Source organism: Streptomyces sp. NPDC096193 (genome assembly GCF_040302905.1).
In the GTDB taxonomy this organism is placed as follows: Bacteria; Actinomycetota; Actinomycetes; order Streptomycetales; family Streptomycetaceae; genus Streptomyces.
On the sequence record NZ_JBEOSJ010000026.1, the window covers coordinates 47,530 to 60,038 of the forward strand.

Below are 12,509 nucleotides of genomic sequence, written 5' to 3' on the forward strand. Positions count from 1 at the left end.
GGACTCCCACTCCTTACGAAACGCGGACGTCGGGCACCGGGGTGCCGTTCGCCGGCGGCACGGTGCCAGGCTGGGGGCATGCAGCAGCAGCCGTACGAGTCCCTGGGGACGCAAGCCACCGGCGGATCCCCCCGGGTCCTGGTCGTCGACGACGATCCGACCGTCGCCGAGGTCGTCGCCGGGTATCTGGACCGAGCCGGGTATGTCGTCGACCGCGCCGACGACGGTCCGACGGCGCTCGCCCGCGCCGCCTCGCACCGGCCGGACCTGGTGGTGCTCGACCTGATGCTGCCCGGCATGGACGGCCTTGAGGTGTGCCGGCGAATCCGCGGCCAGGGCCCCGTGCCGGTCATCATGCTCACCGCCCGCGGTGACGAGGACGACCGCATCCTGGGCCTGGAAGTCGGCGCCGACGACTACGTCACCAAGCCCTTCAGCCCCCGCGAACTGGTGCTGCGTGTGGAGTCGGTGCTGCGCCGCAGCGGGCCTGCCGCCGGACACCGGCTGGGGGCGGCCGGCCTGACCGTCGATCCCGAGGCCCGCCGTGCCACCCGGAACGGGGCCGAACTCGCCCTGACACTGCGCGAGTTCGACCTGCTCTGCTTCTTCCTGCGCAACCCCGGGCGGGCGTTCAGCCGCGAGGACCTGATGCGCGAGGTGTGGGGCTGGGACTTCGGCGACCTGTCCACCGTCACCGTCCACATCCGCCGGCTGCGCGGCAAGGTCGAGACCGACCAGGCCCGGCCCCGCCTGATCCAGACCGTGTGGGGCGTGGGTTACCGCTTCGACCCCGCCGCAGAGGAGAGCTGACCGTGCGCGACACCCTGCTCATCGCCCTGTACGCCTTCGCCGGTGCCGCGGCCACCGGTCTGGCCGGAGCGGGCCTCCTGCGCCTCATCCGGCGCCGCTCGCTCACCGCCTCACTCGCCGTGGTCGCGGCGGTCGGCGTCGTCGCGATGCTCGCGGGCACACTCGCCGTCGCCTGGGCGATGTTCCTGTCGCCGCACGACCTGACCGTCGTCACGACCGTCGTCGCGATGGCGGCCGTCGTCTCGCTGGCCACCGCGCTGCTGCTGGGCCGCTGGGTCGTCGCGCGCAGCCATGAACTCGTCGTGGCCGCACGCTCGTTCGGTGACGGTGGGGACTTCGCGGCCCCCGACGGCCCGGCGACCGCCGAACTGGAGTTCCTGAGCCGCGAACTCGCGGCCACCAGCGCCCGGCTCGCCCAGTCCCGTGAGCGGGAACGCGCCCTGGAGGCCTCCCGTCGAGAACTCGTCGCCTGGATCTCGCACGACCTGCGCACCCCGCTGGCCGGTCTGCGCGCCATGTCGGAAGCCCTGGAGGACGGCGTCGCCGCCGACCCCGACCGCTATCTGAAGCAGATGCGCACCGAGGTCGAACGCCTCAACGACATGGTCGGCGACCTCTTCGAACTCTCCCGCATCCAGGCCGGCACCCTGCCGCTGATGCCCACCCGGACCTCCCTCTACGACCTGGTCGGCGACGCGCTGGCGGGAGTCGACCCGCTCGCCAGGCAGCACGGCGTGCGGCTGGTCGGCGGCCGCATCGAGCCGGTACCGGTGGAGGTGGACAGCAAGGAGATGAGCAGGGTGCTGGGCAACCTGCTGGTCAACGCCATCCGCCGGACCCCGGCCGACGGCACCGTCGCGGTCTCGGTGGAACGTTCCCCCGAGGGCGTGGTGCTGTCGGTCTCGGACGGCTGCGGCGGCATCCCCGAGGAGGACCTGCCCCGCGTCTTCGACACCGGCTGGCGCGGCACCCACGCCCGGACACCTCCGGCCGGCGCGGGCCTGGGGCTCGCCATCGTCCGGGGGATCGTGGAGGCGCATCAGGGCCGGGCCGGCGTACGCAACATCCCCGGCGGCTGCCGCTTCGAGGTGGTGCTCCCCGCAGCCGCTTCCTGACGCGGTCGACCTCGCCGGGCCCTACGTCTGCCGCATCCCGGCCCGCGCGAACTCCGTCATGCCTTCCGCGAATCCGACCTCCGGCTTCCAGCCCAGCTCGTCCCGCAGGCGCGAGGAGTCCGCGGTGATGTGCCGTACGTCCCCGAGCCGGTACTCCCCGGTGACGACGGGCTCGGGCCCGCCGTACGCGGCGGCCAGCGCCCGTGCCATCTCGCCGACGGTGTGCGGGTCACCGCTGCCGGTGTTGTACACGGCGAGCACCCCGGGGGCCGCCTCCGCCTCCAACGCCACCCGGTTGGCCGCCGCCACGTCCCGGACATGCACGAAGTCCCGCCGCTGACCCCCGTCCTCGAACACACGCGGTGCCTCCCCCCGGGCGAGCGCCGAGCGGAAGAAGGAGGCGACACCGGCGTACGGGGTGTCGCGCGGCATCCCCGGCCCGTACACGTTGTGGTACCGCAACGACACCGCCGCCCCGCCGGTACAGCGGGCCCAGACGGCGGCCAGATGCTCCTGGGCGAGCTTGGTCGTCGCGTAAACGTTCCGCGGATCGGCCGGGGCGTCCTCCCCGACCAGCCCGGGGGAGAGTCCCTCCCCGCACACCGGGCACGTGGGCTCGAACCGCCCCGCGTCGAGATCGGCGACGTCACGCGGCCCTGGCCGTACGACTCCGTGCAGCGGGCACGCGTACCGCCCCTCCCCGTACACGACCATCGACCCGGCGAGCACGAGCCGCCGGACACCGGCCTCGGCCATGGCGGCGAGCAGCACGGCGGTGCCGAGGTCGTTGCGCGAGACGTACTCGGCGGCGTCGGCGACCCCGTTGCCGAGCCCGACCATCGCGGCCTGATGACACACGGCATCCACCCCACCGAGCACCTGCGCGACGGCCACCGGATCCCGTACGTCGGCCGCGGGATCCTCTGCGACATCGAAGACCACGGGCTCGTGCCCCCGCTCCCGGAGAGCAGCGACGACATGGGACCCGATGAACCCGGCACCGCCGGTGACCAGTACACGCATACGGCCACGCTAGCTCGGCGGAGCCGCCGTACCGGGGTGCGACGGCGGTACGTCATGACTCCGTAAGACGGGAGGCGTGAGTCGGACGGGCTTGTGCGTTCGCGGCGGTGAGGAACGTGCTCCAAGCCTTCCTCACGCCGGCATGCGCACTCATCCGCCGGCGACCCCTGAAGTCGTTCCGACAGGAGTTCTCAGGCGTAGGGCGCGGTGATGAACTCGGCCAGGACGGTGCCGCCGGGGTCGAGTGTGCAGAGTCCACGACCGCCGTAAAGATGGTTGATTTCACGCAGACCGCCACGGTTGCGCTTCGGCCACGAGGCAAGGCCTGCTCGATCATCCTCCGCATTACCTCCCGCGTAATCGACCGCCCCGCCCCCGCCCGGCACTCTTGCGGTACCGGAACTCGGGCGGCGCACTCCGTCCGAGCTCCGGGTTCCCAGCGCAGGCCCTACGACCTCGACGGAGGCTGATTCGTCATGTCCGCAACTCTGCTCGCCGGTATCTCCCGCACCACCGAACCGCGCATCATGCTGCGCCGGTTTCTCGCGCTCGACGCCCTGGTGACCGGGGCCAACGGGTTGGCGTACGCCGTGGCTTCCGGGCCCCTCGGGCGGTTGCTCGGGGTCGACGGAGGGGTGGTGCTGGGGCTCGGGGTCTGTCTCACCGTCTATGGGGCCGGCGTGGGGTATCTCGCCGCGCGGGCGCAGCCGCCGGCAGCCGCCGTGAAGGTCGTCGTCGACGCCAACCTCGCCTGGTCGGTCCTCAGCATCGCCGCGCTCGCGCTCTGGCTGGAGCCCAGCACCGCCGGCACCGTGTGGATCCTCTTGCAGGCTCTCACGGTCGCCGCCTTCGCCGTTCTCCAGTGGTCCGCCCTGCGCGCCATGGCCAGGCACTGATCCGGCCCGACGTGCGAGGGTCCCTAGGGCGTCAGGGACTGGAGGTACTTCACCGTCGCGGGGTCCGCCGGGAGCAGTGTTTCGACGGCCAGTTCCGCGACCGTCACGTCCATCGGGGTGTTGAAGGTGGAGATCGAGGAGACGAACGACAGGACGCGGCCCTCGTGCTCGATCCGCAGCGGCAGGGCGAACACCGGACCGGGAGCCGGATCGGCCGGGGGCGGCTCGGCGTCGGTGGGGGCCGGGAGGGGGTAGGCCGCGACCTCGTCGTAGAGCTCGCGCAGTTCCGCGGAGCGGGCCAGGGCGATCTGGCGTTCCATCTGGGCCAGCAGATGGCCGCGCCACTCCCGAAGGTTGCGGATCTTCGGGGCCAGCCCTTCGGGGTGGAGCGTGATCCGCATGGCGTTCAGCGGGGGCGTGAGCAGATGCTCGGGAAGCCCGTCCAGCAGCATCGCGATGCCGCGGTTCGCCGCGACCACGGTGTAGGTGCCGTCCACGATGATCGCCGGGTAGGGCTCGTAGCCGTGCAGCAGCTGTTCCAGGCCCTCGCGCAGAGCGCCCAGCGCCGGATCGTCGAGGGAGGTCTCGGCGTACCGGGGGGCGTAACCGGCCGCCAGTAACAGGGCGTTCCGCTCCCGTACGGGCACCTCCAGGTGTTCCGCGAGGCGCAGGATCATCTCCTCGCTCGGGCGCGAGCGGCCCGTCTCGATGAAGCTGATGTGGCGGGCCGAGGAGTCGGCGCGCAGGGCAAGCTCCAGCTGGCTCACCCGGCGGCGCTCCCGCCAGCCGCGCAGCAGCGGTCCTACTCCTGTGCCGGGCGCAACAGTTGCCATACCAAAACCGTAGTACGGCGCACCGGCCGGAGGCGGCGTCGCCGTCAGCCGCGCGCCTCGCCCAGCAGGGACGCCAGTCCGCTGTCGATGTCGATCGCCCGTGTCTCCAGTTCGGCGGGCACGGTCGCGTACGCGTGCAGGAGGAAGTGACGCAGCCGGCCGGTCGCGAACCGCAGGAGCGCCACTCCCTCGGGGGAGCGCAGTTCGACCATGGTCCGGGTGCGTCCGCACGGCCACACGTGCACATCGCCCGTGCCGGACGGTGTGCGCAGGCCGGCGTCCAGCAGGCTGCGGGCAAAGGTCCAGGTCACCGTGGTGCCGCTGAGGGAGACCGCCGCCGGGAAGACCATCCGGACGGCCAGAGGATCGTCGGCGCGGTAGGTCAGGGTGACCGGTAGGGAAGCGGGCTGCGGGGCGTCGCTGATCAGATGGGCCGGCACGGACTGTTCGACGGTCGGGAACATCGGCATCGCTCCTCTGCGGGTGCTGCGGCTGGCGGCTGTTCAGCTCCTCATGCCTCTACGACGCAGCCGGGGCCCTCACCACTTCTCGACACCACCACTGTCCAATGTGACCTGCATCACATGGGGAAGGCGGGTGGCTGGGCAAGGAGAAGCCCCGGCCAGACGGGGGTTCTGGCCGGGGCGGCAAAGGGGCGGGTGGGCACAGCGATGCGCATCCGCTTATAGGTGAACGGTAAACCATCCTGGGCGGTTCCCGCACGGTGGGTCCGCTGTGACAGGGGTGATGTCTGTTACTGCGCTCCGGCCCGCGGCACCACCGTCGCCAGGACGGAGGGCAGGGGATACCAGTCGGCCGACACCACGCTCGCGCTGCGTCCCGCCAGCAGCCCGACCCGGTCCTGCGCCTGCGTCTCGGTCGGGTTCGTCCCGTCGATGGCGGGCGTCACATTGTGCGCGTCCGTCATCACGACGAGATACCTGTTGCGCTGGTACCAGGCGGTGTCGATGGTCCCACCGGAGTAGGTCCCCGCGTCCCCGTCGAAGAGGACGAACCACGGGCGGATGGTCGTGTCGGCGTACCGCGTGCGCGGGTCGCCGGCGGCCGCGCCGTGCACCGCGGGGAAGGCGGCCGCGTCGCGCAGCCGCCCCGCAGCCGCGAGGGACCTGAGGTGCGTCGCGTACTCGCGGTCGGTCCACAGAGTGTCGAGCGGGTTGCTCTCCTCCACCGTGCCCGGAATCAGCTCGATCACGAACTTGCCCGCGAGCGCGGATCGTATGGGCCAGCCGTTCGTCCGCACCGCGGTGTCGAGATCCGGCTGTCCGGCCGCGAGGTCCGCCGGCCGGTACAGCGCGTCACCGAGCCGGGCCGTGAGGAGGGCGTCCAGCGCGGCGGGGCCGCGCCCGTTCTGCCCCTGGAAGCCGTCCTTCATCTCGATCTTGACGAGGATGGGCCGGTGGCCCGGGTGGGCGTCGTGCCAGGCCTTCATGTCGGACAGGCACCCGCCGAGGTCCTGGTTTCTCGCCTTGGTCCGCAGCTGGTCCGCCGTCGCCGCGTTCTCGCAGTTGTTGTCGTTGCCGAGGGGGTTGCTGTGCGAGACACGCCAGGAGCGCCCGAACACATTGGTCCACACGTCGAGTTCGAGCATGCCGGCGCCGGAGTCGAGCGCATCCGCGAAGTAGCCGTACTTGGTCTTCTCGTACGCGTTGTGCACACCGACCCAGGTCGCGGAGGAGTACGGCAGCTGCCCCGGATCCGCCGCCCGGTCCGTGGCCGCCTGGGCCGGAGCGAGGGCGACGCCGAGCAGACCGGCCGCGACCACTGTCGTCACGGCCGCACGCGAGAGCTTCCCCATGGTGGGTTCCCTGCCTCTGTGTCGATGGCGTCGACGACGCCGGTTCGATCAAGTCGAGCGAAGGCTAGGGGAGTTGGGTGAACCGTGGGGAGACTGGACTCGGCCGTTGAAGGCGTGGAAAGAGGGGGGCGGGGGAGGGGGGAGGACGAAGCCCCCGTGTCACCGCGTACCGGTCCCCGCGGGTGTCGCGTCCCGGCCCGCCCCCACGACGTACGGGGACCGCAGCGCGCGGGAGAGCTGTACGAGGCGCTCGCGCCCCGGACTCAGCGCCGCCGTCAGGGCATCGGCGCCGGCCGGTCCGCGGTCGGCGGCCTCCGGGTCCGTCCTGCGGCGCCGTTCCTCCACCGCGGCCACCACCATCGCGGCGACGCTCACCACGTGGGCCTGCGCGGCCGGTACGCCACGGCCGGTCGCCGACTCGTACGCCCGCTGCCGTGCGAAATCGTCCAGATACGGCTGGAGCCGCAGGAGTTCGTCATGGATGGCCGTCTCGCGGACGGTCAGGCGCAGTTCGGGGTCCGACCACCACGCGACCTGGGGCAGGGGCGTGTGGTCGCCCGGGGTGGAACGCAACTGACGCCACAGCGCCCCGAGTCGGATGTAGGTGATCCACGCCCGGCACACGTCGCTGACCTGCGGACCCAGCAGCGGGAGCAGGAAACCGACGGTGGTGATCAGTCCACCGGCGGCGGCCATCGGCGGCGCCACCGTCGTACTGAGGGCGTCCCAGTCGTGCCCGGCCCACCGGGCGATGACCGCGGTCAGTTTGGTGAGACCGAAGAACAGGTTGAACAGGAACCCGATGACCAGCACGATGAGTCCCACCCGGAGCCACTGGCCCACCTCACGCGCCCAGCGCAGACACATGGCGGTGGTCACCGCGGCGGACACGATGTGCGCCGCGAGATAGATCACGATCATCTCGCGGACGAAGGGTGTGTTCGCGTAGTAGGTGTCGAGGTCCCGCAGCCGCTCGACCGGGGCGTCCCCCAGCGCGAAGAGCACCGGCAGTGCGACGACGGCCGCCGCGTACGCGGTGATCCAGAGGTACGAACTGCGCCGGACCACCTCCTGCGGCCCGCCTCGCCAGTTGACGATGAGCACCAGGCACGCGCAGCTGAAGGCGCACATGATGCAGTAGACGAGCGGGCCCGAGAAGTTCGGGGTGTCGGTCAGCCGGTTGACCGCGGTGATGGTGGGCGGGGCGGCGAAGAAGAAGCAGATGGCCGCCGTGAAGAGCAGGAAGTGGACCGAACGCACCAGGGGGTCGCGCCAACCACGCCACAGGGAGGGAAGTTTGGTGATGAACGCGATGCCCAGCGCGATGGCCGGAAGGTAGTAGTCGGAGTTCCTCATGGGGTCAGGTCCGGCGTCGGCCGAGCGACTGCTGGATGCGCTCGGCCAGTTCGTTGCGCGGCGCGGCGGTGGCCGAGCCCTCCAGCCAGCCCCGCAGATGGGTCCCGAGCTCCAGCCCGAAGGTCTCCGCCTCGGTCTCCTCCGCCTGCCGGAAGTCCGTACGCGCCGCCAGGTTCTGCACGGTGGCATCGATGTCGGCACCGTCCGTGACGAGGCGCGCCGCGACGGACGTGCCGACCTCGCCGTGCTCCGTGTGACTCCCGTGCCCGGCCATCATGTGCCAGACCTCGTGGCCGAAGATGACCAGTTGGTGGAAGGGCCGGGTGTTGGCCTGGACGCAGATGATGTCCCGGTCGACCATGTCCAGGTACAGCCCGCTCGCCGTCTCCGGCGGAAAGTCCACCAGGCGGTGGATCACCGGCCTGCCGCGCCGTTTGCCGAGCTGGGCGCACATGACGGCGAACACCTCGTCGGGTTCGGACGGCCGGGCCTGCTCCAGTGCGCGCGCCAGGTCGTTGCGGAGCTCGCGCATGGCGCTCTTTCGGCTCACTTCACTCCCCCCGGTTGAGAGTTGTCGTCGGGACGGCGGCGGTGCGGCGAACGCCCGCGTGAGACCACACGGTACCGACCCGCTCCGGCCCCTCGCAGCAGCCTGGCGAACCGGGCATGTGTCACGGAGCCTCCGGCGCGGGAGCGTGGTCCGCGCCGGTGTCGGCCGAGGTGAGGATGGCGAGCTCCTCGGACGTCAGCGGCGGTCCCTCCAACTGGGGGCGCAGGGGTCCGCGCAGGGCCGCGAGCAGCACACCGGGCGTGAGCAGCCGGCCGAGCCCGGCCTGCAGAGTCATCACGTCCGAGACCGCCTTGGCCATGTAGTAGGAGCCCGTGGACGTCTCGGCCAGCCGGTTCACATAGCGGCTCAGCAACCGGTCGACGGCGTGCGGCCGCCGGCCCCGGGAGCCGGGGAAGAAGATGTCCTGCCCGGTCGCCAGGGCCCAGGCCACTCCGGCGGGGCGGGCGACGGCCCGCTGGGCCCGGCGGGCGAAGCCGGGTGCCGCGGACCCTGAGCGTCTCAGCTCGGTGCGCAGCGCGAGCGCGCCCAGCGCCGCCACCGACATGCCGTGCCCGTAGACGGGGTTGAGGGCGGTCAGGGCGTCGCCGAGCGCCACATAGCCCTCCGGGGCGTTGCGGACCCTCTCGAAGAGCCGGCGCCGGTTCACGGTGCTGCGCGTCACCGTGATCTCACTCAACGGCTCTGCATGCGCCAGGAGTTCACCCACCAGCGGGTGCCGGACGCTCTTGGCGAAGTCCACGTAGGCCGACTCGTCGTCGGTGGGCCGGCCGCCCCGGGTGCCCGAGAGGCTCACCAGCCACTGCTGGTTCTCGATGGGGATGATCGTGGCGACCTGGCCGGGCCGGGGCAGCCGCGGGTCCGCCTGGATGCTGATGATCGGGCAGTTCTCGCTGCCTTTGGGGGCGCGGTAGAAGCGGCTCGCGTACACGACGCCCGCGTCGACGGTGAGTTCCCGCACGGGTCCGGCGCCCAGCTCCCGCAGCCACTGCGGACCGCGGGAGGCACGGCCGCCCGCGTCGACGACCAGGGTGGCCGCCAGCCGCTGTTCGGTCCCGTCGGCCAGCCGCAGGCGTACGCCGTCGACCTTGCTCGTGTCACCGGTCAGGCCCAGCAGTTCGGCCCGGGAGATCACCTGGATGCGCTCGTCGCGCAGCACCCGCTCGCGAACCGCCCAGTCCAGCAGGTCGCGGCTGCACCCCATGACGTAGTGGGACTCCGGCCAGCGTCGGTACCAGCCCTCCGGCGACAGGGTCACCACACCGGAGGGCAGGGGTATGCGCCGCGCCCCGGCATCCAGCAGTTTGCCCGTCACGCCCGGTACGAGTGCCTCGATGGCGTCGGCGCCCCCGGACCACAGCATGTGAGCATGGCGCGCCTGCGGGAGGCCTTTGCGGGGCTCCGGGCCGCTCGGCAGCACATCGCGTTCCACGATGGTGACGTCGTCCACGAACGCCCGGCATGCGGCCGCGGCCAGCATTCCGGCGAGTCCTCCTCCGACGATGACCGCCCTGCGGGGCGTGCCGGTCCGGGTGGGTCTGGAGGGTTCGCTCATGGGCTGCTGCTTCCGGACAGTGCCGTGCGGCGGCACGCTTCGTGGACGAGTGGCGAGCGGCGCAGCGCACGGGACATCTGCACAAGATCGTCCGCTCGTGTGGAAGGTTGCACGCTTTCCGCGCCTTCGGCAAGGGTTGTCCGCCCCGGATCCGCCGTCTGCGCCTTGCCGGCGACCGCGATCATGGCGGCGTCGGCGACGATCCTCGCCTGGGTGGGGGAGTGCCCCCGCGCCAGTGCGGAGTCGTTGATGTCGCGGTGCAGCGCCTGGTCGAAGTACGGACGCAGATGGATGATGGCGTCGTGGATGGCGGCTTCGCGCTGGGTCAGCCGCAGTTCCAGCGAGGCCCACCGCCCGATGGCCACCCCGGGGGAGCCGTAGCCCGTGGTGCCCCCCAACTCATGTGCCAACGGGCGCAGTTGGCGTAGACGGACGGCCGTACGCCAGCTGATGCCGAGGCGCTGCCCCAGGTGGGGCAGGACGAAGCCGATGCCGATCAGGACGGCGGACGCCGATGCGATGGGGCGGGCCACATCGGTGCTCAGGCTGTCCCAGTCGTGCCCGGCCCACCGTGCCCCGACGGCGCTGAGCTTGGCCGCGTCGTAGCCCAGGTTGAGCAGATAGCCGACGACGATCAGCACGAGACCGACCCGCAGCATGCCACCGACCCGCAGCGACCAGCGCCAGCACAGGACGGTCACCACCACGGCCGCGACGGTGTGAGCCAGCAGATACAGGACGATCATCTCGCGGATGAACGGTGTGTTCGCGTAGTAGGTGTCCAGGTCCCGCAGCCGCTCGACCGGCGCGTCCCCGAGCACGAACAGGGCGTTGAGCGACACGATCACGGCGCCGTAGCCGAAAACGCACAGACGGCAGGCGCGCATCGTCCGGGGGGTCGGGCCGGTGCGCCAGATCAGGACGAGGACGACACAGGCGCCGCTGAACGCGCTCAGCACGCTGTACACCAGCGGCGCCGCGAGGTTCGGGACGCCGGTGACGCGGTTGACCGCGGCGATCACCGGCACCGCACCCAGCAGGAACACCAGGCCCGCCACGAGCAGCAGTCCGCACACCGCCCGCAGGAGTACGTCCTGCGGATTGCGCCGCAACGCCGGCAGCTTCAGCAGGAACGCGGCGAAGACGAAGAGCGCCGGAATCGTCATGCTCAGATCGTCCATGTGCCACCGCCGTGCGTTGTCCGCGGTGGCGGCGTCACGGGCGGAGTGCGGTGCTCGCCCGCGGTCGTGCTCGTGACGGTGCGCCCTCCGTCGTTCACCGTCGTCCCTGGACGCCGTGGCGGCCCAAGGACGCCTGGAGCCGGCCCGCCAAACCCTCCGGAGCCGCGCCGCCGGGATGACCCTCCAGCCACGGACGGAGTTCGGCCCCCAGCATGATGCCGAACAACTCCGCTGCCCTCTCCTCCTTGTCGGCGAAGTCCGTCCGGGCAGCGGCACGCACGATGACCTCCTGGAGATCCCCCTCCTCGGTGACGGACCGCGCCGCGGAGGAGGCGCCCGCGTGTCCAGCCCCGTGCCCGGCGTGCATGTGCCAGATCTCGTGGCCCAGGATGACGAGTTGATGCTGCGGCGCCGCAGCCTCCTCGACCGCGATCAGATCGTGGTCGCCCCGGTCCGCCCAGATCCCGCTCGCCGTTCCCGGCGGGAACGCGACGAAGCGCAGGCGGAGTTCGCGCTGTCGTTGGGCGCTCAGCGTCGCCGCGAGCTCCTCGAACAGGCGCGCCGGATCGGCGGGAACGGGCAGCTCCAGGCTCGTGGACAACTGCGCGCACAACCGGCGCATCTCCCTGGCTCTGCCGCCCACAGCCCACTCCCCGCTCGAAGCCCGCCCCGGCGCGGGCCCACGTCCGGGCCCCGCTCTGCACGGGACAACGCTACTGGCCCTTGCTGTCGCGTTCGAAGAGGGCGTCCAGAGTCTCCCAGAGCAACCGCCTGCTGTCGTCGGACAGCCCCTTCAGTTTCCCCGACCGCAGAGCGATCTCCTGGATGTCGTGACTGGCCATCAGGGCGGTGAGCGGATGCAGTTCCCGCAGGTCCTTCAGGACCGACTGGAGGGCCCGGTCGAGCGCCGGGACCGCCTCGGTCGTCAGGAACCCGGTGGGGACGCCGAAGAACTTCTCGATGCTGAACGCGTGTTGGAGGCCCGGTTTGCCGGTTCCCTTGGCCAGGGGCGTCAGCGACTGCCGCGACGCCCCGAACGACGCGGCGATCTCGGGCAGCGAGTACTCCTTGCCGTCGCCGGGCCGCGGCCGGGTCTCCCGCAGAAACCTGAACCGCTGGCTCACCCGCTCCCCGAGCTCCACCTCTTCGACGGACTCACCATCGAGGAGCGCCGTGACGGTCTCCTCGGGGATGCCGGTCTCGAACGAAAGCGCCGCCGCGTCGAGGACGTCCTCGCGGCGCAGCCCCGCTTCGTCGACGATCGCGTGAATCGTCCTCAGGGTCTCGGCCAGGGCGGCGCGTGCGTCACTCACCGGTGCGTCTCCCTGGGGTTCGAGGACTGATCCGTGCGGTACG

At 71.5% G+C, this 12,509-nt stretch carries 13 protein-coding genes; 3 read left to right on the plus strand and 10 right to left on the minus strand.

Annotated elements, in window-relative coordinates; all coding sequences use genetic code 11:
• Positions 1–78 precede the first annotated feature (78 nt).
• A complete protein-coding gene (locus tag ABTX78_RS29425) occupies positions 79–810 on the plus strand; it encodes a response regulator transcription factor (RefSeq protein ID WP_352209810.1) in 732 nt (243 codons plus the stop codon).
• 2 nt (positions 811–812) lie between these two features.
• Entirely contained in the window at positions 813–1,925 is a 1,113-nt protein-coding gene (locus tag ABTX78_RS29430) for a sensor histidine kinase (RefSeq protein ID WP_352209811.1), read from the plus strand.
• A gap of 21 nt (positions 1,926–1,946) precedes the next feature.
• Here ABTX78_RS29430 and ABTX78_RS29435 read toward each other — a convergent pair whose 3' ends face one another.
• Positions 1,947–2,948 carry an NAD-dependent epimerase/dehydratase family protein gene (locus ABTX78_RS29435; RefSeq protein ID WP_352209812.1) on the minus strand — a complete coding sequence of 334 codons (1,002 nt, stop codon included), beginning with the start codon at positions 2,946–2,948 and terminating at the stop codon, positions 1,947–1,949.
• Between the two features lie 476 nt (positions 2,949–3,424).
• Here ABTX78_RS29435 and ABTX78_RS29440 point away from each other — a divergent pair, with 476 nt between their 5' ends.
• On the plus strand, positions 3,425–3,844 hold the full coding sequence (locus ABTX78_RS29440; RefSeq protein ID WP_352209813.1) for a hypothetical protein: 420 nt from the start codon (positions 3,425–3,427) through the stop codon (positions 3,842–3,844).
• Between the two features lie 23 nt (positions 3,845–3,867).
• Here the strand turns inward: ABTX78_RS29440 and ABTX78_RS29445 are convergent, their stop codons facing one another.
• The 9 genes from ABTX78_RS29445 to ABTX78_RS29485 all read right to left on the minus strand — a co-directional run bounded on the left by ABTX78_RS29445 (position 3,868) and on the right by ABTX78_RS29485 (position 12,466).
• On the minus strand, positions 3,868–4,677 hold the full coding sequence (locus ABTX78_RS29445) for a helix-turn-helix domain-containing protein (protein WP_352209814.1): 810 nt from the start codon (positions 4,675–4,677) through the stop codon (positions 3,868–3,870).
• A gap of 44 nt (positions 4,678–4,721) precedes the next feature.
• The gene (locus tag ABTX78_RS29450; protein WP_352209815.1) at positions 4,722–5,141 is read right to left on the minus strand and encodes an SsgA family sporulation/cell division regulator; all 420 of its coding nucleotides are present in this window, start codon (positions 5,139–5,141) and stop codon (positions 4,722–4,724) included.
• Positions 5,142–5,431: 290 nt separating this feature from the next.
• Positions 5,432–6,493 (minus strand): phosphatidylinositol-specific phospholipase C domain-containing protein, encoded by a 1,062-nt coding sequence (locus ABTX78_RS29455; RefSeq protein ID WP_352209816.1) that lies wholly within the window; start codon positions 6,491–6,493, stop codon positions 5,432–5,434.
• A 159-nt stretch (positions 6,494–6,652) separates the two neighbouring features.
• Positions 6,653–7,849: an MAB_1171c family putative transporter gene (locus ABTX78_RS29460; RefSeq protein ID WP_352209817.1), complete on the minus strand. Its 1,197-nt coding sequence runs from the start codon at positions 7,847–7,849 to the stop codon at positions 6,653–6,655.
• Between the two features lie 4 nt (positions 7,850–7,853).
• Complete coding sequence (locus tag ABTX78_RS29465) at positions 7,854–8,399, minus strand: hypothetical protein (protein WP_352209818.1); 546 nt, start codon at positions 8,397–8,399, stop codon at positions 7,854–7,856.
• 121 nt (positions 8,400–8,520) lie between these two features.
• Positions 8,521–9,972, minus strand: a complete 1,452-nt coding sequence (locus ABTX78_RS29470; protein WP_352209819.1) for an FAD-dependent monooxygenase — start codon at positions 9,970–9,972, stop codon at positions 8,521–8,523.
• On the minus strand, positions 9,969–11,153 hold the full coding sequence (locus ABTX78_RS29475; protein ID WP_352209820.1) for an MAB_1171c family putative transporter: 1,185 nt from the start codon (positions 11,151–11,153) through the stop codon (positions 9,969–9,971). The genes ABTX78_RS29470 and ABTX78_RS29475 overlap by 4 nt, the downstream gene beginning before the upstream one ends.
• A 94-nt stretch (positions 11,154–11,247) precedes the next feature.
• A complete protein-coding gene (locus ABTX78_RS29480) occupies positions 11,248–11,796 on the minus strand; it encodes a toxin-antitoxin system, toxin component (protein WP_352209821.1) in 549 nt (182 codons plus the stop codon).
• Positions 11,797–11,866: 70 nt separating this feature from the next.
• Positions 11,867–12,466 carry an XRE family transcriptional regulator gene (locus tag ABTX78_RS29485; RefSeq protein ID WP_352209822.1) on the minus strand — a complete coding sequence of 200 codons (600 nt, stop codon included), beginning with the start codon at positions 12,464–12,466 and terminating at the stop codon, positions 11,867–11,869.
• Positions 12,467–12,509 lie beyond the last annotated feature (43 nt).

Bases quoted from the DNA above. Each gene is read 5' to 3' on its own strand.
- ABTX78_RS29425 (WP_352209810.1), top strand. From the start codon at position 79: ATGCAGCAGCAGCCGTACGAGTCCCTGGGGACGCAAGCCACCGGCGGA.
- ABTX78_RS29435 (WP_352209812.1), bottom strand. From the start codon at position 2,948: ATGCGTGTACTGGTCACCGGCGGTGCCGGGTTCATCGGGTCCCATGTC.
- ABTX78_RS29440 (WP_352209813.1), top strand. From the start codon at position 3,425: ATGTCCGCAACTCTGCTCGCCGGTATCTCCCGCACCACCGAACCGCGC.
- ABTX78_RS29445 (WP_352209814.1), bottom strand. From the start codon at position 4,677: ATGGCAACTGTTGCGCCCGGCACAGGAGTAGGACCGCTGCTGCGCGGC.
- ABTX78_RS29450 (WP_352209815.1), bottom strand. From the start codon at position 5,141: ATGTTCCCGACCGTCGAACAGTCCGTGCCGGCCCATCTGATCAGCGAC.
- ABTX78_RS29455 (WP_352209816.1), bottom strand. From the start codon at position 6,493: ATGGGGAAGCTCTCGCGTGCGGCCGTGACGACAGTGGTCGCGGCCGGT.
- ABTX78_RS29460 (WP_352209817.1), bottom strand. From the start codon at position 7,849: ATGAGGAACTCCGACTACTACCTTCCGGCCATCGCGCTGGGCATCGCG.
- ABTX78_RS29470 (WP_352209819.1), bottom strand. From the start codon at position 9,972: ATGAGCGAACCCTCCAGACCCACCCGGACCGGCACGCCCCGCAGGGCG.
- ABTX78_RS29475 (WP_352209820.1), bottom strand. From the start codon at position 11,153: ATGGACGATCTGAGCATGACGATTCCGGCGCTCTTCGTCTTCGCCGCG.